19 protein-coding genes and 1 pseudogene are annotated in these 23,996 nt (G+C 68.4%); 15 read left to right on the top strand and 5 right to left on the bottom strand.

Translation table 11 applies throughout. The annotated features are described in order from the left end of the window. Nucleotides 1–46 precede the first annotated feature (46 nt). Complete coding sequence (locus tag ACWDV4_RS14000) at nucleotides 47–1,477, top strand: DivIVA domain-containing protein (protein ID WP_449978128.1); 1,431 nt, start codon at nucleotides 47–49, stop codon at nucleotides 1,475–1,477. Here the strand turns inward: ACWDV4_RS14000 and smpB are convergent. Continuing rightward, nucleotides 1,474–1,959: an SsrA-binding protein SmpB gene (smpB, locus tag ACWDV4_RS13995; RefSeq protein WP_449978126.1), complete on the bottom strand. Its 486-nt coding sequence runs from the start codon at nucleotides 1,957–1,959 to the stop codon at nucleotides 1,474–1,476. The two genes, ACWDV4_RS14000 and smpB, sit on opposite strands and share 4 nt — an antisense overlap. Nucleotides 1,960–2,076: 117 nt before the next feature. Between smpB and ACWDV4_RS13990 the strand changes: the two genes are divergently transcribed. Together ACWDV4_RS13990 and ACWDV4_RS13985 are read left to right on the top strand one after the other, a co-directional pair. Continuing rightward, nucleotides 2,077–2,745 (top strand): fibronectin type III domain-containing protein, encoded by a 669-nt coding sequence (locus ACWDV4_RS13990; RefSeq protein WP_449978123.1) that lies wholly within the window; start codon nucleotides 2,077–2,079, stop codon nucleotides 2,743–2,745. 93 nt (nucleotides 2,746–2,838) lie between these two features. Next, on the top strand, nucleotides 2,839–3,588 hold the full coding sequence (locus tag ACWDV4_RS13985; protein WP_449978121.1) for a LamG domain-containing protein: 750 nt from the start codon (nucleotides 2,839–2,841) through the stop codon (nucleotides 3,586–3,588). Here ACWDV4_RS13985 and ACWDV4_RS13980 read toward each other — a convergent pair. Continuing rightward, entirely contained in the window at nucleotides 3,585–5,912 is a 2,328-nt protein-coding gene (locus ACWDV4_RS13980) for an FdhF/YdeP family oxidoreductase (protein ID WP_449978119.1), read from the bottom strand. The two genes, ACWDV4_RS13985 and ACWDV4_RS13980, sit on opposite strands and share 4 nt — an antisense overlap. Nucleotides 5,913–6,223: 311 nt before the next feature. Between ACWDV4_RS13980 and ACWDV4_RS13975 the strand changes: the two genes are divergently transcribed. Together ACWDV4_RS13975 and ACWDV4_RS13970 are read left to right on the top strand one after the other, a co-directional pair. Continuing rightward, complete coding sequence (locus ACWDV4_RS13975) at nucleotides 6,224–7,891, top strand: hypothetical protein (RefSeq protein WP_449978118.1); 1,668 nt, start codon at nucleotides 6,224–6,226, stop codon at nucleotides 7,889–7,891. A 136-nt stretch (nucleotides 7,892–8,027) separates the two neighbouring features. Continuing rightward, nucleotides 8,028–8,597 carry a hypothetical protein gene (locus ACWDV4_RS13970; RefSeq protein WP_449978116.1) on the top strand — a complete coding sequence of 190 codons (570 nt, stop codon included), beginning with the start codon at nucleotides 8,028–8,030 and terminating at the stop codon, nucleotides 8,595–8,597. Nucleotides 8,598–8,825: 228 nt separating this feature from the next. On the opposite strand, the gene recD2 is transcribed toward ACWDV4_RS13970, so the two are convergent. Continuing rightward, nucleotides 8,826–11,042 carry an SF1B family DNA helicase RecD2 gene (gene recD2, locus ACWDV4_RS13965; protein WP_449978229.1) on the bottom strand — a complete coding sequence of 739 codons (2,217 nt, stop codon included), beginning with the start codon at nucleotides 11,040–11,042 and terminating at the stop codon, nucleotides 8,826–8,828. Nucleotides 11,043–11,314: 272 nt separating this feature from the next. Here recD2 and ACWDV4_RS13960 point away from each other — a divergent pair, with 272 nt between their 5' ends. Further along, entirely contained in the window at nucleotides 11,315–13,426 is a 2,112-nt protein-coding gene (locus ACWDV4_RS13960) for a multicopper oxidase family protein (RefSeq protein WP_449978115.1), read from the top strand. 66 nt (nucleotides 13,427–13,492) lie between these two features. On the opposite strand, the gene ACWDV4_RS13955 is transcribed toward ACWDV4_RS13960, so the two are convergent. Further along, nucleotides 13,493–14,284, bottom strand: a complete 792-nt coding sequence (locus tag ACWDV4_RS13955) for an AfsR/SARP family transcriptional regulator (protein ID WP_449978113.1) — start codon at nucleotides 14,282–14,284, stop codon at nucleotides 13,493–13,495. 519 nt (nucleotides 14,285–14,803) lie between these two features. Here ACWDV4_RS13955 and ACWDV4_RS13950 point away from each other — a divergent pair. From ACWDV4_RS13950 to ACWDV4_RS13910, 9 genes and pseudogenes are all read left to right on the top strand, one after another. After that, entirely contained in the window at nucleotides 14,804–15,148 is a 345-nt protein-coding gene (locus ACWDV4_RS13950; RefSeq protein ID WP_449978112.1) for a TcmI family type II polyketide cyclase, read from the top strand. Beyond that, nucleotides 15,145–16,806: pseudogene (locus ACWDV4_RS13945) on the top strand (acetyl-CoA carboxylase carboxyltransferase subunit alpha); the annotation flags it as partial. The gene ACWDV4_RS13950 and the pseudogene ACWDV4_RS13945, both read left to right, overlap by 4 nt. 140 nt (nucleotides 16,807–16,946) lie before the next feature. After that, nucleotides 16,947–17,408, top strand: a complete 462-nt coding sequence (gene accB / locus ACWDV4_RS13940; protein ID WP_449978109.1) for an acetyl-CoA carboxylase biotin carboxyl carrier protein — start codon at nucleotides 16,947–16,949, stop codon at nucleotides 17,406–17,408. Between the two features lie 18 nt (nucleotides 17,409–17,426). Beyond that, nucleotides 17,427–18,821, top strand: a complete 1,395-nt coding sequence (gene accC / locus ACWDV4_RS13935) for an acetyl-CoA carboxylase biotin carboxylase subunit (RefSeq protein ID WP_449978107.1) — start codon at nucleotides 17,427–17,429, stop codon at nucleotides 18,819–18,821. Between the two features lie 11 nt (nucleotides 18,822–18,832). Beyond that, a complete protein-coding gene (locus ACWDV4_RS13930; protein WP_449978105.1) occupies nucleotides 18,833–19,633 on the top strand; it encodes an SRPBCC family protein in 801 nt (266 codons plus the stop codon). After that, a complete protein-coding gene (locus tag ACWDV4_RS13925) occupies nucleotides 19,626–20,105 on the top strand; it encodes a cupin domain-containing protein (protein WP_449978103.1) in 480 nt (159 codons plus the stop codon). Before ACWDV4_RS13930 ends, ACWDV4_RS13925 begins: the two co-directional genes overlap by 8 nt. Next, on the top strand, nucleotides 20,102–21,373 hold the full coding sequence (locus ACWDV4_RS13920) for a beta-ketoacyl-[acyl-carrier-protein] synthase family protein (RefSeq protein ID WP_449978102.1): 1,272 nt from the start codon (nucleotides 20,102–20,104) through the stop codon (nucleotides 21,371–21,373). The genes ACWDV4_RS13925 and ACWDV4_RS13920 overlap by 4 nt, the downstream gene beginning before the upstream one ends. Then, nucleotides 21,370–22,635, top strand: coding sequence for a beta-ketoacyl synthase N-terminal-like domain-containing protein (locus ACWDV4_RS13915; RefSeq protein WP_449978100.1), 1,266 nt, complete (start codon nucleotides 21,370–21,372; stop codon nucleotides 22,633–22,635). Before ACWDV4_RS13920 ends, ACWDV4_RS13915 begins: the two co-directional genes overlap by 4 nt. Next, entirely contained in the window at nucleotides 22,632–22,988 is a 357-nt protein-coding gene (locus ACWDV4_RS13910) for an antibiotic biosynthesis monooxygenase family protein (RefSeq protein ID WP_449978098.1), read from the top strand. The genes ACWDV4_RS13915 and ACWDV4_RS13910 overlap by 4 nt, the downstream gene beginning before the upstream one ends. A gap of 60 nt (nucleotides 22,989–23,048) precedes the next feature. On the opposite strand, the gene ACWDV4_RS13905 is transcribed toward ACWDV4_RS13910, so the two are convergent. Continuing rightward, nucleotides 23,049–23,858 (bottom strand): SGNH/GDSL hydrolase family protein, encoded by an 810-nt coding sequence (locus tag ACWDV4_RS13905; protein ID WP_449978096.1) that lies wholly within the window; start codon nucleotides 23,856–23,858, stop codon nucleotides 23,049–23,051. Nucleotides 23,859–23,996: the final 138 nt, after the last annotated feature.

Raw genomic sequence — 23,996 nt, 5'->3', positions numbered from 1 at the left:
CGGTCCAACCACCGGTCCGCGTTCGCGATCGTACGGAGGATGGCGTATGTCCAACGGCGAAGAGCCGTTCGCGGCACGCGAAGGCATGTCCTCGCGGCCGAGCTTCGAGCTTGCGTTGCGTGGCTATGACAAACGGCAGGTCGACCGGCATCTTGATCAGTTGGACAACCAGCTCGCGATGCTCACGAAAGAGCGGGAGCGAGCGGCTGGCCACATTCGCGACCTGACCGCTCAACTCGGCCAGATGAAGACCGAACTGACCGAGTTCAGCCAACGGCCGGCCCGGGTGGACCGCGCCTCGTTTCGTGACCTCGGTCCGACGGTCGACCAGATCCTGGCCCTCTCCGAGCAGCAGGCGGGGCTGATCATCGCTACCGCGACCCAGCGCGCGGGCGACCTTGAGACTGAAGCAGAACGACTACTCATCGAGGCGCAGGAGCGGTCCACCCAGGCCCGCCGGGACCTTGAGGAAGAGCTGTCGAATCGACGGGCCGAGCAGGACAAGGTCACCGAGAAGGTTCGTACCGAGGCGATGGCCGAACTCGCCGAGATCCGTGCCTCGGCGGAGAAGCTTCGTACCGAGGGTGAGGCCGCGTACGAGCGGGCCCAGCAGGAGGCGAAGCGGGTCAGCGAACAGAGCGCGCAGCAGGTGGAGCAGGCCCGGTCCGCCGCCGAGGCGTTGACGAAGGCGGCGCGTACCCAGATCCAGCAGGAGATCGATGCCGCGCGCAGCAAGAGCCACCAGGAACTGACCCAGTGGCAGGCCAACGTCGAGCGTGAACTCAACGAGCGTCGGGGTGCCGTGGAACAGGAGTTGACCGAGCAGCGGGCGGCGGTGGAGCGGGAACTGGCCAGCCAGCAGGCAGTCGTGGAACAGGAGGTCAATGCCCTGGTCAACCAGGCGCAGCAGTACGCGACCGAGGTACGCCAACACGCGGACGAGCAAGCCGCCGCCCACCAGGAACAACTCACCGTGGTGCAGCAGGAGATCACGGAACGGTGCGACCTGTTGACCCAGGTGCGCACCGAACTGGAGACCGCCAGTCAGCAGCTTGACCAGTTGCGTCAGGAGGGCACCGCGGCCGAGCGTGAACTGACCGAGTTGCTGAACCGGCTTGACGAGGTTCGTCAGGAACTCGCCAGCCAGGCGAACCGGCTGGACGAGACGCGTCGTGCCGCGGACACGGCCGAGCGGCACGCCAAGGAGGTCCGGGCGCGGGTGCAGCGAGAGGCGAAGCGGGTGGCCGACCTGGCCGCTGCCGCAGTGATGGCTGCCGCCGCCGGCGGGGGGAGCGCGACCGCGGAGTACCCGATGGTGGCCCCCCGTCCCAGCGCCGCGCCCCGGATCGTCACCGTCGAGGAGCCGGCCGAACAGCCGGCCGAACAGCTCAGTGGCCAGCTCAGTGGCCAGCTCAGTGGCCAGCTTGGCGGCCAGCTTAGCGGCCAGCCTGCGGAGCAGGTTGTCGCCAACGGTTAGGAAGGTCGCCGGCTCCCCTTGAGCCGGCGACCCATCTCCCGGGCGATTTCCCGGTTGGCGTCCCGTTCGGCGAGCGCCTGGCGCTTGTCGAAGCTGCGCTTGCCGCGAGCGAGGCCGATCTCGACCTTCGCCCAGCCGTCGGCGAAGTACAGCGACAGCGGTACCAGCGTCAGCCCCGGCTCCCGCAGCTTGGCCAGGATCCGGTCGATCTCGACCCGGTGCAGGAGCAGTTTCCGGACCCGCCGGGGCGCGTGGTTGGTCCAGGTGCCGTAGGCGTATTCGGCGATGTGCAGACCGTAAAGCAGCAGTTCGCCGTCGCGCTCCTGGGCGAATGCGTCCACCAGCGAAGCTCTGCCGGCCCGCAGCGACTTGACCTCGGTGCCGCGCAGCACCAGACCAGCCTCGTACGTGCGCAGGATGGCATAGTCGTGGTACGCACGTTTGTTCGAGGCGACGAGCTGTCGACCGGTGTTGCTGGGCACAACGCCAAACATAGTCGGCGGGTAGCCGCGCAACGATCCGAGCACGCTGGTGAGCCCGTGGGCGATTCTTTCCGGGGCGGGCTGAGGGAAGCGGGGTTTCGTGTCAGAATCTCCGCCATGGCCAACGTCACATGCGTCGCATGTGGACATGACGACCAGGGCGACAGCTCGTACTGCGTGAATCCCACCTGCGGCGCGCTGCTTGCCCCGGTAGATCGGACCTTGTCCGGCATCGACACCGACACCGACACCGACCACCAAAGCGCTGCGGACCGAGTTGAATCCGCTTCAGTGGTCGCCGCCGGCGCTCCGGCCGAGAAACGGGCTGGCCGGAGACAGTTCGTGATCGCCGCCGCGTTGGTAACCATCGCGGCATTGACGGTGAGTGTCGTCGCGCTGCTGCGCGATGACGACCCGGTTGCCGAAATCCCTCGGACGACCAGCGGGTCGATGAGCCCCGAGATGGTGGCTCAGGTGGTGGATCATGCTCGCCCCACCGAGGTGGAGGTCCGAGATGAGCAGACGGCGGCGGTAGTGCGGTGGGCCAGCTCGAACCAGAGCAATGAACAGCGTCTGGTTCAGGTCGTTGCCGCCGGTGCCGGGATGCGGTCCCGGGTTGAGGCAGTACCTGTCGGGAACGGTGAGTTCCGCGTCGACGGGCTCGATCCGAACGTTGGTTACTGCTTCCGGGTCGGTGTGGTGGTCTTCTGGGACAGCCCTGCGGTGGTGACCTGGTCGGAGGCCCGCTGCGTTCGTGGTGCTACGTGGCGTAGCCCGGTCGGATAGGCCCCGATGATCGACGCAGTGGCACGCCCAGTTGGTCACGCCGCTGGCTCAACAGAAACGCCCGCAACGTCAGTATCGAACCTTGGGAGAGTCGTGCAGTCGCGAATGGTGACGGTTCTTGCCGGACTCGGCGCTGGGGCGGCCGTACTTGTCGCCGCAGTGTCGGTGTTGTGGCCGGAGCCAGAACGTGGGCAGGCCGCGCCGGTTCTGCCCGAACTTCCCGACATGGTGCAACTCACGGTGGACGAGCGGGAAGTCGCTACCGCAGATTGCCCCAACGGCATGGACTGGCATGCCGATGGGGTTCGCGGTGAGGTGGTCGACCTCAACGGCAGCAACGAGTACTGCACCACGGCCGGGCCCATGCTGGATACGACTGCCAGCTACTCGGTGTCTGCCTGGGTGAAGCTCGCCGTTTCTCCCGGCAAGCTGGCCATGGCAGCTGTTGGCCAGGACGGCACCAACGCGAGCGGCTTCTATCTGCAATACAGCTGGTTCCACGGCAAGTGGGCGTTCAACTGGATGGAGGCGGACGTCATCGATCCGGTCGACAACGTCACGGCCACCTCGAATGAGCCGGTGACCACGGAATGGACCCATCTGGTGGGGACCTACGACGCGAAGACGAAGCAGATCCAGGTCTACGTCAACGGCGTACCGGGCGCCACCCGGACCATCGGCAAGCCGTGGCGGGCGACCGGCCCGCTCACCATCGGCCGGGCGAAGTGGAACGGCGAGCCGAGCAACTATCTGCGGGGCAATGTCGATGATGTTCGGCTCTGGACACGGGCGCTGCGCCCCGACGAAGTCGTCGGGCTCTTCAAGACGCCGCCAACCATCTAACGGGGCGTTTCTCGCCGTCCGGCTGGCTCAAGACGTACCACGATGGACTTCGAGGTCGGGGTATTGCTGGTTTCGGCGGTCGAATCCAACGGCACCAGCACGTTTGCCTCGGGGAAGTACGCCGCAGCGCAACCTTGCGCCGTCGGGTAGGCGACGATCCGGAACCGCTTCGCGCGGCGTTCCTGGATGCCACCGGCACCGTCGGGCCACTCGCTGACAATGTCGACGTACGCACCGTCGGCGAGCTGCCGTTCGGCCAGGTCTGTCGGATTGACGAAAACCACCCGCCGCCCGCCGGAGACGCCACGGTACCGGTCGTCCAGGCCGTACACGGTGGTGTTGTACTGGTCGTGCGAGCGCAGGGTCTGCAGGATCAGCCGTCCGGGTGGCACCCGGAGCACGTCGAGCCGGTTGGCGGTGAACATGGCCCGACCGGTGGTGGTGCCGAAGGTGCGGCTGTCCCGGGGGCCGTGTGGCAGTGGGAAGCCGCCCGGCTGGCGTACCCGGGTGTTGAAGTCGGTGAAGCCAGGGACCACCCGGGCGATCCGGTCCCGGATCAGGTCGTAGTCGTCGATGAACTCCCGCCAGGGAATTGTCATCCGGTCACCGAGGACCCGCTCGGCCAGTTCACACACGATCGCCACCTCGGAGCGTAGTGCCGGGTGCGCCGGGGCGAGCCGGCCCCGGGAGGCGTGCACCATGCTCATCGAGTCTTCCACCGTGACGAACTGGGCCCCGCCGGCCTGCACGTCCCGCTCGGTACGCCCCAGCGTCGGCAGGATCAGCGCGGTCTCGCCCACGGCCGCGTGCGATCCGTTGAGTTTGGTGGAGACCTGCACGGTCAGCGCGCAGCGGGCCAGCGCGGCCCGGGTCACGTCGGTGTCGGGAGTGGCCCGGACGAAGTTGCCGCCGACGGCGAAGAAGACCGAGGCGTGACCGTCGCGCATCGCCCGGATCGCCTCGACCACGTCGTAGCCGTGTGCGCGAGGTGGGGAGAACTGGAACTCGCGTTCGAGCGCGTCGAGGAAGGCAGCCGGTGGCTTCTCGTTGATGCCCATCGTCCGGTCGCCCTGAACGTTGCTGTGTCCGCGTACCGGACAGACACCGGCACCGGGTCGGCCGATATTGCCGCGTAGCAGCAGGAAGTTGACGATCTCTCGGATCGTCGCCACGGAGTTGCGGTGCTGGGTGAGCCCCATCGCCCAGCAGACCACGATCCGCCTGGAGCCCAGCACGAGCTGGTGTACCCGGTCGATTTCGTCCCGGGTCAGCCCGGTCGCCTCGGCGACATCGGCCCAGGAAAGCTCTGCCAGGTGCGCGGCGTACGCCTCGAAGCCGTGGCAGTGCTCGGCGATGAACTCGTGGTCCAGCACCGTCCCGGGGGCGGCTTGTTCGGCGTCGAGCAGCAGCCGGCCGAGCGCCTGAAAGAACGCCAGGTCACCGTTGACCCGGATCTGGCAGAACTCGTCGGCCAGGTGGCTGCCCCGACCGAGCAGCCCCGCTGCGGTCTGCGGATTGTCGAACCGGCCGAGTCCCGCCTCGGGCAGCGGGTTCACCGCCACGATGCGTGCGCCGGCGCGCTTGGCCCGGTCCAGCGCCATCAGCATCCGCGGGTGGTTGGTGCCGGGGTTCTGCCCGACCACCAGGATCAGGTCGGCGGTGTGGATGTCGTCGAGGGAGACGCTGCCCTTGCCGATGCCGATCGTCTCGGTCAGCGCCGCCCCGCTGGACTCGTGACACATGTTGCTGCAGTCGGGCAGGTTGTTCGTGCCGAAGGCGCGTACGAAGAGCTGGTAGAGAAACGCTGCCTCGTTACTGGTCCGGCCGGAGGTGTAGAAGATCGCCTCGTCGGGGGCGTTGAGCTTGCGGAGCGCGCCGGCCACCAGGTCGTACGCGTCGTTCCAGGCGATTGGCTGGTAGTGGTCCGAGCCCGGTCGTTTGACCATCGGTTCGGTAAGCCGCCCCTGCTGGCCGAGCCAGTAGTCGCTGCGCCCGGCCAGGTCGGAGATCGGGTGCCGAGCGAAGAATGCCCGGTCGATTCGGCGTACGGTCGCCTCGTCGGCCACCGCCTTCGCCCCGTTCTCGCAGAACTCGGCGACGTGCCGATGCTTGGCGTCCGGCTCCGGCCAGGCACAGCCGGGGCAGTCGAAGCCGTCTGCCTGGTTGACCCGCAGCAGGGTGAGCGCGGTACGGCGGGTGCCCATCTGGGCGACACCGTGCCGGACGGCGGAGAGTACGGCGGGCAGTCCGGCCGCGTGGTCCAGCGGGGGACCGACCGTCGGGTCGTCGTCCTGCGGGTCTTCGACCGGGGGCTTGCGCGTCATGTGACCAGTGTCCGGCAGTTGGCTGCCCGACGCCACAGCCTGCCGATTGTGCTCATTGTGTTGATGTTTGTACGCATGGTTATCTGATTTCTGGCGAATGGTCACAACGGATGGGAGCGATCGTGAACGACACACCCCCGTTGGGACCGTACGTGCCGCCGGAGCGGCCGCTCGCGCCGCCGCCGCCTTACGCACCGACACCGCCTTACGCGCCTCCACGGTCTTTCGTGCCGCCGCCTTACCCGCCGCCGTTGCCGCAGCGGAACCGCAGCAAGCTGCCGCTCCTCCTTGGACTCGGTGGATTGGTGGTCGTGTCGCTGGTGATGTGCGTCGTGATCGGTACGCTCGGTTGGTTCTACCGGACTGCCAAGGATCGCGCCGCGAGCAGCGTGGATCCCGCTCTGGTGGAGCAGGTGGCGGCGGAGAACGAGCTGGTCCAAGCGGCCTCGACGTTACTGAACACGGCCGGGGTCAGCTACCAAGGATGGTTCGACTACGACCGTGGTCGGGTGGAGCTCGACGCCCGGGTCACGAACCAGGGATGGACAGCGGCACGGCTGACCGTGGATGGGCAGCGTATCGAAGCCCTCGATACCGGCGAGCGGACCTTCGTCAAGGCCAACGCTTCCTTCTGGCGTAGCTCCGGCACCACCGCCCAGACCACCGCCGAATACGCCAATCGCTGGGTCAAGGTGCCCGACGAGATGTTCGGCTTCGACCTGGGGAACGTGCTCGCGCCAGCGCTGCTCGCCGAGAGCATCGCACCCGGAATCAGTGATGACGGAATGGCTGGCGAGAATGCGGAACCGGTGCGCGGCCCGCCACGGACCGTGGATGGGATAGCGGTCATTCCGGTCAGCGCCGCAGGGGCGGTCTACGACATCACCCGGGACGAGCCGAAGCGGATAGTGCGGATCTCCACCGCCAGTTCGGCGCTGTTGCCGAGCGGTACATTCCGCGGCACCGGGCTCAACGGTCGCCGTACCGGCCTCCTGTTAGCCGCTTTGCGGGACGAGGACGATGGCCTTGAGCTGCGGTTGACCGAGCTGAGCCCGACGGAGCTGAGGCAGTTCGTCACCGAACTCAACGCACACGTCACGGATCTCAAGAACTCGATCGACTCGGAAATCAATTTCAGCCTCAGCGGCGCGGTCACTCTTGCGCCCTGTACCACCAACGGTTGCACCGCCAACCTGACGATCAAGAACACGGTCTCGCCCACCTCGAAGCACAGTTCGCCGTACGTCTCCGTCACGCGTCCGGTGCAGGCGCGAGTCACTGTCCGGATGACCCTCGACGGGCGGCCGGTCGCCACCTGCGTATCGACGCTGACGATGAAGCCCAACGGCAGCAGTCGAGTGACCTGTCGCGCCAACTACTACATCCCGCCGGCCCGCAACCCGAAGGTCCACACTGTTCGGGCCGCCGCCACCGCAGTAGCCCAGGCAGTCGTCGATGCCGACATCGCGCAGCTGGCGAAGGACCTTGCCAATCAGCTCATCCGCAATCGGACCGCGGGTCCGCGTACCGGGCACGAATACTTCCCGAAGGGACAACCACCCACCCTCAACGCGCGCCAGCAGGCGGCCCGGGACCGGGTGGACCAGTTGGCCAAGCGAGCCTGCCGAGAGGTCAGGAGGTTACCCAACGAGGACGAAAAGACCTGGGGCGATCGGGTCCATCGTCGGTTCGCCATGATGATCAAAAATGAGCCTGCGGCCAGCCAATTGTTCAGCGAGGTGGGATACCTCAACGGCCGTCTCTCCCGCATATGGCGTAATGAGGTGACAGGCCGCCAAGGTTGGCTCAGGGACACCAAGGTCCCGGACGTGGTCTTTGGCGCGGATCGGCTCCGGCCGGAGCTTTTCCTCGACCTGAAGACCGGCTCGTTGGGGTTGGAAGAAGACTGGTACAACAAGCTGGTCGCGAACCTGCCGCAGAACTACAAGAACGTACCGGTCGTCGCGGTGCGGTGCTGAGGAGGCCGATCACGTGGACAGGCGCCGGTGGGGAAGTGCGGTCCGCAGTTTCCTGCTACCGAAGCTACCCGGACAATGGCAGCTCGCCCGGGGCACGCTTGTGCAGGGTGACGTCGGCTGGACGGTACGACAGGTCGTGGCCCAGCCCTCCACCTACGATCCGTCGATGTTCGGACTCGAGGTAATGGTGCAACTGTTGGCCAGTCCAGATCCGGGCGGCTTCTCCTGCGGAATCCCGCTCAAAGGAGCCTGGGATGAGCCGGAGTCGGTCACGGGGTACGAGCCGATCATGGAACAGGTGCGCCAGCGCATTGAAGAGGACGCCGTGCCGTTCTTTGCGCGTTACGGCAGCCTCGGCGGTTACCTTCTCCACTTGCGTGAGCGGATCGACGGCGACGCGGCCAACGGGATCGACGTGCTCGACATCAATGTGGCCGAAGAACTCCTGTACGTGCATCTGGTTCGTGGCGACCGGGCATCCGCAGCGGCGGCTGCCCAGCAGGCAGAGCGCTCCGCCGAACAGAACCGGCAGGACCCGATTCCCAGCCCCTGGGTCGATGACGTTCTGGCACGGATTCGCCGGGTGATGGCGGCGGACCGGCAATCGCCCGAGAAGGCGCTGTCGATGCTGGCGGAGACGGCCACGACCAACAGTGCCGCCCTGGCGCTGCCCCCACCGCAGCTTCGGCCCGCCACGGACCGGTGAGCACTGAGCGCGTCGACGTAGTGCGTCAAGCTCCTCGTTGGTCACCACGTGATACGTGGCGCTGTTGGTGATCTGAACACCAGAGGCGCTAAACCACCTCGGTAGCGCCTCTGGTGTTCAGATCACGGGTGGGCGGCGTGTCGGTGGGATGCCTGAAGCCGTTTGGTTCTTGGCCATGGTGGCGGCGATACGTTGGTGGAAGGAACGGAAGCTCCGCCGGTGCGCGGCTCAGGACGGCGTCAACCGGTGGGTGAGGGCGGTGTGTCGCCGTCCGGTGCCAGCGGTACGGACGGCGATGGCGATCGCCTTGCGGGAGCCGACCAGTACGACGAGTTTCTTCGCCCGGGTGACGGCGGTGTAGAGCAGGTTGCGTTGTAGCAACGTGTAGGAGCTCATCGTTACCGGCACGACCACGGCCGGATACTCGCTGCCCTGCGACCGGTGCACGGTGATGGCGTACGCGTGTTGCAGTTCGTCCAACTCGTCGAATTCGTACGTGATGTCCTCGTCCTCGTCGGTGCGAACGGTGAGCTGCCGGTCGTCGGTGGAGAGTGCGGTAACCACCCCGACGGTGCCATTGAAGACCCCGGCGACGCCCTTGTCGTAGTTGTTGCGGATCTGGATGACCTTGTCGCCGACCCGGAAGACCCGGGCACCGTGCCGGCGTTCCGGCATGCCCTCCCGATGCGGGGCGAGCGCCTGTTGCAGGGTGATGTTCAGGTTGCCGGCGCCGGCCGGTCCCCGGTGCATGGGAGTGAGCACCTGGATGTCGCGCGAATGTAGCTTGAACTTGCGGGGCACCCGGCGGGCGACGATGTCCACGACCAACTCGCTGGTGGCCTCCGGATCGTCGACGGGGAAGAGGAAGAAGTCGGGATAGCTGCCGATCGCGGGGGCCTGACCGGCGTTGATCCGGTGGGCGTTGACCACCACCCCGGACTCCTGCGCCTGCCGGAAGATCTTCGTCAGTCGTACCCGGGGGATGGTTTCGGCGGCGAGTACGTCGCGCAGCACCTCGCCCGCGCCCACCGACGGCAACTGGTCCACGTCGCCGACCAGCAGCAGGTGCGCGCCGGGGGCGACGGCCTTGATCAGTTTGTTGGCCAGGATCAGGTCGAGCATGGAGGCCTCGTCGACCACGATCAGGTCGGCGTCGATCGGGTTGTCCCGGTCGTGGCTGGGGTCGCCGCCGGGCCGCAGTTTCAGCAGTCGGTGCACGGTGGCGGCCGGATGCCCGGTCAGTTCGGTCATCCGCTTGGCGGCCCGGCCGGTGGGGGCGGCCAGCACGATCTTCGCCTGCTTCGCCGCTGCCAACGTGATGATCGACTTGACGGTGAACGACTTGCCACAGCCCGGTCCGCCGGTGAGCACCGCGACCTTCGCGGTGAGCGCCAGCCGTACCGCCTGCTCCTGCTCGTCGGCGAGGTCCGCGCCGGTCCGGGTACGCAGCCAGGCCAGGGCCTTGGTCCAGTCCACGTCGGCGAAGGCGGTCATCCGGTCGTGGCTGGAGCGCAGCAGCCGGAGCAGACTTCCGGCGAGCGCGCTCTCGGCCCGGTGGAACGGGACGAGGTAGACCGCCGGGATGACGCCCCCCTCGGTGCTGGCGTTGGGCACCTCCTCGCGGATCACCCCCTCCTCGGCGACGAGGTCGGCCAGGCAGGTCTGGACCAGTTCCTTCGGTACCTTGAGGATCTCGGCGGCGTCGGCGACGAGGTTCGGCTCGGGCAGATAGCAGTGCCCGTTGTCGGCCGCCTCGGAGAGGGTGAACTGGATGCCGGCCTGCACCCGTTGCGGACTGTCGTGCGGAATGCCGACGGCCTGAGCGATGGTGTCGGCGGTCTTGAAGCCGATGCCCCACACGTCCGACGCCAGCCGGTACGGCTGATTCCGGACGATCGAGATGGAGCTGTCGCCGTACTTTTTGTAGATCCGGACGGCCAGCGAGGTGGAGACCCCGACCCCCTGGAGGAAGACCATCACCTCCTTGATCGCCTTCTGCTCCTCCCAGGCCACGGCGATCAGCTTCGTGCGTTTCGGGCCGAGTCCGGGCACCTCGACCAGGCGGCCCGCCTCTTCCTCGATCACCCGCAGGGTTTCCGCGCCGAAGTGCTCCACGATCCGGGCGGCCATCTTCGGCCCGATGCCCTTGATCAGTCCGGAGCCGAGGTAGCGCTCGATGCCCTGGATGGTCGCCGGCAGCACCGTCGTGTATGAGTACACCTCGAACTGCCGGCCGTACTTCGGGTGCGAGCCCCAGCGGCCGACCAGTCGTACGCTCTCGCCGGGCTGGACGCCGAGCAGCGAGCCGACGACGGTGAGCAGGTCCGGGCCGCTGCGCTCGGTGGCTACCCGCGCGATGGTGTAACCGGTCTCCTCGTTGGCGTAGGTGATCCGTTCCAGCACCGCCTCCAGGACGACTCCGGGTGGCCGGGCCGCAGGTGCCAGCGAAGATCCGGTAGCGGTCACCTCCACATCATGCAGTAGTCGGATCGTCCGCTCCGGCAGGGGACTGCTGCCCCGCCGCTTGCCTGGTTGCTGCTGTTTGCCCCGGTGCCGGCTGGACTCCGACTATCGGGGCAATTAGTTGCGTAACGCGACCACCTGCGAGTTTTCCTCGGTTAGGGTCGATGCGAAAAACGGCCCAACTCGGGTGATAAGGGGCGGCGGGTCCGCTCCCACGCCAATCGCGTCGCGTCGGCGGCAGAAGGTGGGACGAGATGATCGCGCGCAGGCAATTGCTTCTGGCAGGCGCTGCTGGCGGGGCCGCCCTGCTGCTGCCGCCGGGTAGCCGACCGGCTGCCGCAGCGGGGCGACGGGTGACCCCCACGCTCGACCCCACCACCATTCCCAAGTACGTCACCAACCTGGTGGTCCCCGGGGTGATGCCCCGGCTCGACGCGTCCCCGGGTAGGCCGGCCGGCTCGGGTAAATTGATCGACTCGCGCCAACCGATCGACGAGTACCGCATCGGTGTTCGGCAGTTCCGGCAGCAGGTGTTGCCGCCCGGCTATCCGACCACCACCGTCTGGGGGTACGGATCGTCGGCGCACCCGCGCAGTTTCGGCTTCCCGGCCTGCACCATCGAAGCCCGAGCGAACCGCCCGGTACGGATTACCTGGGTGAACGAGCTGGTCGACGCGAAGGGACGGTTCCTGCCACACCTGTTGCCGGTCGATCCCACCCTGCACTGGGCCAATCCGGGCGGTGGCCTCGTCGGGCGGGACCAGCACGTACGGTTCACCTCGACGCCAGAGGGATACACCGGTCCGGTGCCGGTGGTCTCCCACGTACACGGGGCGCGGGTCCTGGAGGACGGGGACGGATACCCGGAGGCGTGGTACCTGCCGACGGCGCGCAACATTCCCCGTGGGTATGCCACCGTCGGGTCGTACTACGACGAGTTCCAGACCCGGTTCGAGGATCGGTACAAGGTGAAGTGGCAGCCGGGGTCGGCGACCTTCCAGTACGAGAACGAACAGCAGGCGACGGCGCTGTGGTACCACGACCACGCCCTCGGTCTGACCCGGCTGAACGTCTACGCCGGGCCGGTCGGGCTCTACCTGATCCGGGGCGGTCCGTCCGACCTGCCAGCCGGGGTCCTGCCGGCACCCGCGCCGGACCCGATAAGTCGGTGCCACGAGATTCCGCTGATCATCCAGGATCGTACGTTCCATCGCCACGGTGCCCTGTACTACCCGGACCATCCCGACATCCCCGGATTCACCGGACCCTACATTCCGGACAGCGACATACCTCCGATCTGGACCGAGGCGTTCCTGGGCAACACCATGCTGGTCAACGGACGCACCTGGCCGAAGCTCGACGTGGAGCCCCGGCGATACCGGCTACGCATCCTCAACGGCTGCAACACCCGGTTCCTCCAGTTGCGGATCACGGCGAATCCGGCCGCCCGCCGAGCCTCCACCGCGCTGCCCCTGTGGCAGATCGGTGGGGACGGCGGCTTCCTGCCCGAACCGGTCGCGCACGAGGTGCTCCCGGTCGGCAACGGCGAACGGGCCGATGTCATCGTCGACTTCACCGGCGTGCCGGAAGGCACCGAGTTGTACCTGTTCAACGAGGGACCAGACGGGCACTACCAGGGCGGCAGGCCGGGGCAGGACTTCGAACCGGCGGACCGGCACACCACCGGCCAGGTGATGAAATTCGTGGTCGGTGCCCGCGTCGACGCCGACACCAGTGTCCCGCCAGACCGTCTCCAGCTGCCGACCTTCACGCCACTCGGTCCGGCGCAGAAGATCCGACGACTGTCGATCAACGTGGTGCGTTCCGAGGTGCGGGGAGCCGGACCAGTCGGACACCTGCTCGGTCAGGTGGACTCCGATGGTCGGCGGGTGTTGCGCCACTGGGGGGAACCGGTCACCGAGACGCCCACCGTGGGCGCGACCGAGATCTGGGAGTTCCGCAACTTCACGCCGTACGCCCATCCAGTCCACATCCACCACATCCAGTTCCAGGTCATCGGGCGGGGACAGGACGGTCGGCAGCCCCCGGAGAGCTGGGAGACCGGTTACAAGGACGTGGTGATGACCTTCCCCGGCGACCGTACCCGGGTGAAGGTTCGGTTCGACCAGGCCGGCCGGTTCGTCTGGCACTGTCACCTGCTGGAGCACGAGGACAACGAGATGATGCGGCCGTACATCGTCGGTAACCCGGTTCAGCCGCTGGGCGCACCCACGGCCGGCGACGGAGGTGCGGTCATCGACACCCGCTCACCGTTCGGTGCGGTAGGTGCCGGACTGCTGGCGGCCTCGACCCTGGGCGGGATCGTGCTGACCCGGCATCAGCGAGCCGACGAATCGCCGGCCTGATCCGATGTCGGCCTGATTTGATGCCAGCCTGATCCGATGCCGGCCGGGCCGGGCGAAAGCCTGCGGTCAGCGCGGGCGGGGAGGCCGCCGCCCGAGCGGGGCGAGGATGTGGTCGAGTAGGGCGCACATCGCGGTCGACGGTTCGAGCTGAAGGTCGCGCAGGATCAGGTCGCGGTAGACGTAGAAGGCGTGCAGTGCCTCGTAGGCATTGCCCTCGGCCAGGTGCACCTCGACGATCAGTCGGTGCGGTGTCTCCCGCAACGGTTCGGCCCGCATCGCCTCGATCGCGGCCTGCAACGCCTCACCGTGCTGACCGGCCCGCAGGTAGGCGCGGGCCACCTCCTCCAGGGTGTGCAGTCGCAACTGGCGTAGTCGCTCCCGTTCCAGCAGCACCCAGTCGTCGTACCAGCCGGGTAACAGGTCGTGCCGGCCGGCGGTGAGCACCGTGCCGGCCCGGCGTGGATCCCCACCGTCGCGCACCCAGGCGGCGGTACGCACCAGCTCGTCGACGTCCACCTCGACACTCGGGTCGAGGCGGACCGTGTCGCCGGTGACCAGCATCGGGCAGTACGCGTGCCGCCGCAGCCGCCACAGGGCGGTACGCAGACAGGACAACGCCCGATCCTCGGAGGCATCCGGCCAGAGCAGCCCGGCCAGATGGGTACGGGTGGCGTTCGGGCGCAGCCCGATCAGCGCGATGGTCCGTTGTAGGCCCCGCGGTACCGACGTTGGCTTCCCCCCGGTCAGCAGCCGAAAGCCGTCGAGGAGGAAGAGCTGGGTGGGTCGGGCTCGGGCGGTGCCGCCGCCGGTCGGTCGGCGTGGGGCGGGAGCCGGCGTACTGCTGCCCTCAGAGGTCACGGCTGAACCCCCTGCACCGGAACCTTGTCCCGAACTCTGTCCCGGAAGTACGCCCGGGAGGCTGTCCTCAGGGGGACGCCCGCCATCGCGAGAGCAAACGAAGAGTAGCAAATTCCGTTACGCTAAGTCAATCTCTGTCGCTGTCGCGGAGCGCTTCTCGATCGCCCGCCGGCGAGTCGTGAACACGATGGACATGCTGGTCAGGGTGGGGTTGATGCGCTGTCAAGCGAGCTTCGGGCGCGCGGGGGCGGTGCAGTGGGCGGCGAATTTTCTTACTCTGCGTATTCAATTTGGCCGGGGTTGTCGTCAGCCTCGGCAGGGGCCGTCACCACCGGCGTCACGTCAGCGTCACCACGGTGACGGTGGCGGTGGCCGGCCCGTGACAACCGGATGACGGTGCCCCGCGCATCGTGGCCACTACCCGTCTGGGTGGGTCGATGGTGGTATCGGCCTGGGAATTACCCAGGTGCCGCGCGTCGACCGGAGCCGGTGTGCGTACCGGCCGTTGGGAGGTCACGGATGCATCGCTCACTGATCGTCGCCAAGGTCGCTCCCGGCGCTGAGCAGCAGGTGGCACAGATCTTTGCCGAATCGGATGAGACGGAGCTACCGGGCATCGTCGGCGTACGGCATCGGTCCTTGTACCGGCTGGACGACCTGTACGTCCATCTGGTGGAGACCGCGCAGCCGAGCGGCCCCGCCCTGGCGGTGGCACGCGCGCACCCCGAGTTTGTCCGGGTCAGCGAACGGCTGTTGCCCTACATCTCGCCGTACCTGCCGACCTGGCGCTCGCCGCAGGACGCGGTGGCCCAGTGCTTCTACCACTGGGACGCACCGGTCGTGACCACCGGGGGCAGACGATGACCACCAGTACGGTCGTGGACCCGCAACCCTGGCTGCGCTGCGCCGGTTGTGCGACGCTGCTCTACCGCAAACGGCTCCGGCGCAACCTCGACGTCTGTCCCGAGTGCGGCGACCACCGACGGTTGGACGCCGGGGAACGGATCCGGCAACTGGTCGATCCGGACACCTTCCGGCCGCTGCCCAACGAGGCGGCGCAAGTCGACCCGGTCGGCTTCGTCGATTCGATGCCGTATCCGCAGCGGCTGGCCGCGGCCCGAGCCGACACCGGGCTGACCGAGGCGGTGCTCTGCGGAGAGGCCGGCATCGGTGGCCACCCGATCGTCCTCGCGGTGATGGACTTCCGGTTTCTTGGCGGCAGCCTGGGCTCGGCCGTCGGCGAGTTGATCATCTGCGCCGCCGAACGGGCGCTGGCGACCCGCCGCCCACTGCTGCTGGTCACCGCCTCCGGTGGGGCACGAATGCAGGAGGGTGCCCTGGCCCTGATGCAGATGGCGGCCGTGAGTCAGGCCGTCGCCGCCCTGCGCGAGGCAGGCGTGCTTACCGTCAGCGTCATCACCGACCCGACCTTCGGTGGAGTGGCCGCGTCGTTCGCCACCAACACCGACGTGGTGGTGGCGGAGACCGGGGCCCGGATGGGGTTCGCCGGCCCTCGGGTGATCCGTCAGACCATCCGCCAGCCGCTGCCCGAGGGGTTCCAGACCGCCGAGTTCCTGTTGCGGCACGGGCAGGTGGACATGGTGGTCGAGCGGCGTGCCTTACGTAGTCGGCTCATGTCGCTGCTCGCCGCCGGGTACGCCGAGCGAGGTGCCGGGGGCGCCGATCGGCTGGGGGTGGAATCCGTGCTGGTCACCGACCCCGGGCGGATCTCCGAACGGGACGCGTGGCAGGGCGTCCAGGCGGCCCGGGACACCGGTCGACCGACCACGCTCGACTATCTGGCCACCACCTTCGACAGCTTCGTCGAACTGCACGGCGACCGGCTCGGGGCCGACTGCCCGGCGATTGTCGCCGGCCTTGCCCGGCTCGGGGACCAGCACCTGGCCGTAATCGGCCACCAGAAGGGGCACCACACCCGGGAACTGCTGGCCCGCAACTTCGGGATGCCCAGCCCGGCCGGTTACCGCAAGGCGCAACGGGTCATGCGACTGGCCGTCCGGTTGGGGCTGCCGGTGGTGACGCTGATCGACACGCCGGGGGCGTACCCGGGGATCGAGGCGGAGGAGCACGGCCAAGCCGCTGCGATCGCCGACAGCATCCTGAGCATGACCGGATTGGCGACCCCGGTCGTCGCGGTGATCACCGGAGAAGGCGGCAGTGGCGGTGCTCTTGCGCTGGCCGTCGCCGACCGGGTGCTGATGTTGCAGAACGCCGTCTATTCGGTGATCAGTCCGGAGGGCTGCGCCGCCATCCTGTGGAACGATCCGACCGCCACGCCCCGGGCGGCCCGAGCGCTGCGGATCACCGCCCCCGAGCTGTTGCGGCTCGGCATCACCGACGCGGTGGTCCCGGAGCCGACCGACGGGGCGCACCGCGATCCGCTCGGCGCGGCCGAGTTGCTGCGCCAGGCACTTGGGGAGGCCCTAGCGCCGCTGCTGGCAGTGCCCGCCAAGACACTGGTCCAGCAGCGTCGGCAGCGCTTCCGGCGATACGGTGCCTCGGCCCGCCCCGCCCCGCCTCCGGTGACTGTGCCCGCCCCGCACACCCCACCCACTGTGGCGGTGCCCGTTCAGTCGCCGGTGCCATCGCCGTTTGCTCCGCAGGCGGCGGGGCCACCGATGCCGAGCGGGGTGGGGTTCCGATGAGCGGCGAACCAGCCGGCGGCGAGGTGCTGGCGCAGTTGCGCCAGCAGGCTCGCCAGTTGGTGACCGAGGTGGCTGGACCGTTGCGCCGGCTCAGCATGCGCAGTGGTGACGCGGCGGTGGAGATCGAGTGGCACGCGGCCTGGCCGATGCCGGTCGAATCCGACGCCGCCGCGCCGGCTCCGCTGGTCGTACCGGAGGTCAAGGCCGATACCGAAGGGCGGGTGATGGTCGTCTCGCCGATCGTCGGCACCTTCTATCGCGCGCCTGAGCCCGGTGCAGCCCCCTTCGTCGAGGTCGGCGACGTGATCGAGGCCGGCCAGGTGATCGGAATCGTCGAGGCGATGAAGCTGATGAACCACATCACCGCGGAACAGGCCGGCAAGGTCGCCGAGCTGCTGGTCCGCGACGGCGAACCGGTCGAGTTCGAACAGGCGCTGGTCGCCCTGGTTCCCGCCTGAGTCCGAGGACGGCCGCTGATGTTCGAGAAGGTATTAATCGCCAACCGGGGGGAGATCGCGCTCCGGGTCGCCCGGGCCTGCCGCGAACTGGGTATCCGTACCGTGGCGGTGCACTCCACCGCAGACAGCGACTCCGCCGTGGTTCGGTTCGCCGACGAGGCGGTGCAGATCGGTCCGCCGGCCAGCCGGCGCAGCTACCAGAATGCCGCGGCCATCATCGAGGCGGCTCGGTTGACCGGCGCGCAGGCAGTCCACCCCGGGTATGGCTTCCTCTCCGAGGACGCCGACTTCGCCGAGATCTGTGCCGACAACGGGCTGGTCTTCATCGGCCCTCGCCCTGAGGTGATGACGGCGCTCGGGGACAAGGCCACCGCCCGGCGGCTGATGCGTACCGCCGGGCTGCCGTTGCTGCCGGGCAGCATCGAGACGCTGGCGACGGTCGGTGAGGCCCGGACGGTCGCCGACGAGATCGGCTACCCGGTGATCATCAAGGCGGCGGCCGGGGGCGGCGGTCGGGGCATGACGGTTGTCCGGTCCGGGGCGGACTTCGCCGGCGCGTACGCCCGGACCCGGGCCGTGGGGCGGGCGGTCTTCGGTGACGACCGGGTGTACGTCGAGCGCTACCTCGCCCAGGCCCGTCACGTCGAGGTGCAGGTGCTGTGTGACGGGCACGGCAACGGCGTACATCTGGGCACCCGGGACTGTTCGGTGCAGCGCCGCCACCAGAAGCTGGTGGAGGAGGGCCCGGCACCGGGGCTGTCGGCCGCCACCCTGAACGCGATGGCCGGCGCGGCGGTACGCGGCGCGGTGGAGGTTGGCTACAGCGGTGCCGGAACGTTCGAGTTTCTGGTGGACGAGGCCGAGAACTTCTACTTCATGGAGATGAACTGCCGTATCCAGGTGGAACATCCGGTGACCGAGATGATCACCGGTATCGACCTGGTGCACGAGCAGTTGCACATCGCCAGCGGTGTGCCGCTGCGCATCCGCCAGGCGGACGTACGGCTGCGCGGGGTCGCCGTGGAGTGCCGGGTCAACGCCGAGGACCCGACGCGGGACTTCGTGCCGACACCCGGCCGGTTGGAGTGGTTCCACCCGCCGGGTGGCCCGTTCACCCGGGTCGACACCCACGGTTTCCCCGGCTACGTGATCGGTCCGCACTACGACTCGCTGCTGGCCAAGGTCGTGGTGTGGGCACCGGAGCGAGAACTGGCGCTCGACCGGATGGAGCGCGCCCTCGACGAGTTCGACATCGCCGGACCAGGGGTGTGCACCACCATCCCCTTCATCCGGCGGGTCCTGGACGACGCACGGTTCCGCAAGGGGCAGTACTCGACCGGACTGGTCGACCGGCTGCTGCGTGATCCCGGACCGTCGGCCGACGGTCCGGTGAACGACCCACCCGCCCGTTAGAGGAGGACCGGATGACCATCAACCAGGAGGACCGGCTGACGACGGCCGACGAGATCACCACGATTCTCGTCCGAAACTGTGGTCTGAACGCCGAGGCGGCGGCGGCCTCGCCGGGGGCGTCGCTGGAGGAGCTGGGCATGGATTCCCTGGCCCTGCTCGAACTCCAGGCCGTCGTCGCCGACCGCTACCAGGTGCAGATTCCGGAGGACTCGCGAAACCTGAGCATCCCCGCACTGGCCAGTGTGGTCGACCAGGGGACCGGCCGGACCACGACCGCCCCGGAGCCGGCGGGGCTGGTCGGAGCGGTCCAGGCCGACCCGCCCGGACATACCGAGAACAGCGTCGAGATCGCCGCACCACTGCCCCTGGTCTGGGAACACACCAACGACGTCACCCGCTGGACCGCACTGTTCACCGAGTACCAGTCGGTGGAGCTACTGGAGCAACGCGGCTACACGGTGCTGTTCCGGCTGACCATGTTCCCGGATGAGAACGGCATCTCGTGGAGCTGGGTCAGTCAACGCACCATGGACCCGACCACGCACGAGGTGCACGCGCACCGGGTGGAGACCGGGCCCTTCGAATACATGCGCATCCACTGGCGTTACGAGGAACTTCCCACCGGCGGCACCCGCATGATCTGGATCCAGGACTTCGCCATGCGTCCCACCGCCCCGGTCGACAACGCGCAGATGACCGCGCGCATCAACACCAACAGTCGTATCCAGCTGGACATCATCCGGGACAAGATCGAGCAGATCGCCGCCCAGGATCGTGCCGTCGACACCTCTGCGGGAGCCCACCATGACTGAGCAGAAGCGGATCCGAGTGGCGGCCCGGGAGATCGTCCCGGACCGGCGGCGAGGGGGTGAACTGCGGGTCCTGCTCGGTCCACGTACCGTCGGCAGCACCTCGGGTTTCCTGGGCGTGGCCACCCTCGCCCCCGGTGAACGCATCGCCGAGCACTATCACCCGTACAGCGAGGAGTTCCTCTACGTCGCCCGTGGCGCCATCACCGTCGATCTGGACGGTGAGCCGGTGCCGTTGGCCCAGGGGGAGGCGCTGTTCGTCGCCGTCAACACCCGACACCGGCTGCGCAACACGGGCACCGAACCGGCCGAGGTGGTCTTCCAGCTCGGTCCGCTGGCCCCCCGACCGGAACTGGGTCACGTCGACACCGAAGGACCTGCGAGCGCGAGGAGTGAGCCGGTTTTGCGAGCCCCGCAGTCGCGAAGCGAAGAGGACACAGCTCTTCAGAACGGCAGACCGGAGTTCGCGTCATGACCTCCCGGCGTACGGTCGTGACCGGCATCGGCGTGGTGGCCCCCGGCGGGGTGACCCGCAAGCAGTTCTGGACCACCATCACCGAGGGACAGACCGCCACCCGCCGGATCACCTTCTTCGACCCGTCCCCGTTCCGGTCCCAGGTCGCCGCCGAGTGCGACTTCGACCCGGTGGCGGCCGGGCTCACCCCCCGCGAGCGGCGGCGAGCCGACCGGTACGTGCAGTTCGCGCTCGCCGGCTCGACCGAGGCGTTGGCCGACAGCGGACTGGAGTTGACCGAGGCGACCCGTCAGCACACCGGGGTGGTTCTCGGTACGGCGGTTGGCGGCACCATGGCTCTGGAACAGGAGTACGTGGTGGCCAGTGATTCGGGGGCCGAGTGGCTGGTCGACCCGGACTGCACCGGCCCGTACCTCTACCAGGCGTTGGTGCCCAGCAGCCTGGCCGCCGACGTGGCCTGCCGACACGGGCTGCACGGGCCGGCCCAGGTGATCTCCACCGGTTGCACCTCGGGCATCGACGCGATCGGCTACGCGCACCAGCTGATCCAGGACGGTGAGGCGGACGTGATCGTTGCGGGGGCCTCGGACTCGCCGATCTCACCGGTGACCGTCGCCTCGTTCGACGCGATCAAGGCCACCACCCCGGACAACGACGATCCCGCCCACGCCTCCCGGCCCTTCGACGCGGATCGGCACGGGTTCGTCCTCGCTGAAGGGGCGGCGGTGCTGGTACTTGAGGAGTTGACCCATGCCCGCCGTCGGGGCGCTCGGGTCTACTGCGAGGTCGTCGGCTACGCCAACCGGGCCAACGGCTACCACATGACCGGGCTGCGTCCGGACGGGGCGGAGATGGCACTGGCCATCGAGGACGCCATGCGGCAGGGGCGGATCAACCCGACCGAGGTGTCGTACATCAGCGCACACGGCTCGGCCACCCGGCAGAACGACCGGCACGAGACCGCCGCGTTCAAGCGGGCGTTGGGCCAGGCCGCCTACCAGGTGCCGATCAGCTCGATCAAGTCGATGATCGGGCATTCGCTGGGGGCGATCGGTGCCATCGAGATGGCCGCCTGCGCGCTGGCCATCGAGTACGGGGTGGTGCCGCCGACGGCGAACTGGGCGACCCGGGACCCCGAGTGCGACCTGGACTACACGCCGAACGTGGCGCGGGACGTGCCGGTGGATGTGGCGCTCTCGGTGGGCAGCGGGTTCGGCGGGTTCCAGTCCGCGATGATCTTCAAGCGGCTGACCGAGGTGGATCGATGACCGTCCGCGCCGTGGTCACCGGAATTGGGGTGGTGGCGCCCAGTGGCATCGGCGCGGACGCCCACTGGAAGTCCGTACTGGCCGGGGAGAACCGGATCGGGCGGATCAGCCTGTTCGACCCGGAGCGCTACGACACCACGTTGGCCGGCGAGGTGCCCGACTTCGACGCGAACCGGTACGCGGACAACCGGCGCGTGGTGCAGACCGACCGCTGGACCCATCTCGGCTTCGCCGCCACCAGCCTCGCGCTGGCCGACGCCCGGCTGCCCGAGACCGCCGAGGATCCGTACGCCCACGCGGTGGCGTTGGCCAGCTCATCCGGCGGGAACCTGTTCGGACAGCGGGAACTCCAGCGGCTCTGGAGTCGACCGTCGCGCACGGTCGGGGCGTACCAGTCGATCGCCTGGTTCTACGCGGCCAGCGTCGGTCAGGTCTCCATCCACCATCAGTTCAAGGGGCCGTGCGGTGTGCTGGTCGCCGAGGCGGCCGGTGGGCTGGACAGCCTGGCACATGCCGTACGCACCATCCGGCGGGGCACCCCGGTGGCGCTCGCCGGGGGCACCGAGTGCGCGTTGAGCCCGTACGCCCTGGCCTGTCAGGCGCGCAGCGGGCTGCTGAGTGTGGCCACCGACCCGGCCCGCGCGTACCGGCCGTTCGACACGGCGGCGGCGGGTTACGTGCCGGGGGAGGGCGGCGCGGTCTTTGTGGTCGAGGACCTCGACCACGCCCTGGCCCGGGGCGCGCCCACCATCTATGGCGAGGTGGTCGGTTGGGGGGCCACCCACGATGCGCGACACAGTGGCCGGCACGGCGGGGACACCACGCAGTACGCCCGAGCGATGCGGCTGGCCCTGGAGCGCGCCGGGACGGAACCGGGGCAGGTGGATGTGGTGTTTCCCGACGCGTTGGGTGTGCCGCGCTACGACCGGTCGGAGGCGGCGGCCCTGCGCTCGGCCTTCGACGGGCAGCCACCCCCGGTCACCACCCAGAAGCCGCTGGTCGGCCGGGCGCACCAGGGCGGCTCGGCGCTGGATGTGGCGAACGCGTTGCTGTCGCTGCGGTACGGTCTGCTGCCGCCCACCGCCGGGATGGACGAGCCGGCCGCCGGCTGTGAGCTGGACTTCGTTCGGCACTCCCGGACCGGGTCGGTCGAGGTGGCGATGGTCAACGCACGTGGCTTCGACGGCTTCAACAGTTCGCTGGTGCTGCGTCAGGTAACGGCCCAGGACCGGGACCAGGCACGAGGGGAGCGGGTCGGATGACCAAACCAGAGAAGGCGCGGGTGCTGTTCCTGATCCGGGTGCCGCTGGACCGCACCGACGAGTTCCTGCGGGCGTACGAGCAGATCCGCTACCTGGTGGCCGAGGGGGTGCCCGGCCACCTGGTGGACCAGGTGTGCCGTTCGGCCACCGACCCGGAACAGTGGCTGATCACCAGCGAGTGGGTGACGTTGGGGCACTTTGAGGCGTGGGAGCGCAGCCCGGAGCATCGGGACCTCGTTCGGCCGCTGCGCGACTGCCTGACCGAGGCCCGGTCGCTGCGGTTCACGGTCCACGCCCAGACCAGTCGGCGCGTCGGTTCCGTCGACGGCGCGCTCGCGCACGCCGTCGAGTAACTACTGGTCGGAACCGGGTTACGAGGCTGCCGGAACCCGTCATGTGGCGGCGGGAACCGCTCACGCGGCGGCCGGCACCGCCGAGTTGGATAGCGCGGCGTCGACCAGGTTTGCGTATCCGGCCTGGCCCGCTCGGTTGGGGTGGTACGACTCGCGGATCGGCAGGGACGTCCCGTTGAGCCATTCGACGTCGTCACAGACGGCGTGTCCGGTGAACGGACCACGTGCGTCGACGAAACCGAACCCGTGCGCGGCGGCCCGCGCCTGGAGGGTCGTGGCCAGCAGGTCGGCTGCGGAGTTGAGTTCGGCCTGCTCGCCGGGGGAGATTCGGGCGATCACGTTGCACTCTTCGCCGTTGAACATCCGGGGATAACCGACGACGACCACTCGGGCGGTGGGCGCGAGGTCCCGGATCCGGGCGTAGAGCTGGTCGAGTTGGCCGGGGAGGGTGTTGCGGATCTGGTTCTCCGCGTTGTCGATCTTCCCCCAGCAGGTGTACGGCCACGGTTTGGCGCACTCGGTGATCACTGAACTCCAGCCGACGTCGTTGCCGCCGGCGGAGACGGTGACCTGGTCGGTTTCGCTGGTGAGGCTGGCCAGTTGACCATTGAGGATGTCGGCTACCTTGGCACCGGAACAGGCGGCGAAGGTGAGCGTGGCACCGGACCGGTTGGCGACGAGCACCGGATAGGCGTGTGCGGAGCGCAGACAGTCCCCACTGTCCGGGTAGTACTCCCGCGTGCCGGTGCCGGAGGAGTACGAGTCACCGAGGGCGGTGTAGGTGATCGGATCGGCCTGCGCGGGCGGGGCGATGCCGAGTACGACCGCGAGGGCGGTGACCAGGGGGATGGTGAAGCGGCGGAGGGACATGAGGGCCTCCTGACATCGCAGTTGGTAGATGCCAGGTTGACAGGAATAGCTGTCTATCGAAAGACGTCGTGGTAAAGAATTTTCACGAGACGCCGGCCGCAACAGGCGAGCGGCCGGCGTCCATTCGTTACCCGTGTG

Source organism: Micromonospora sp. NPDC003197 (assembly GCF_053590565.1).
Note: the sequence above shows the minus strand (reverse complement) of the source record. Positions and strands in the feature narration are given on the sequence as shown.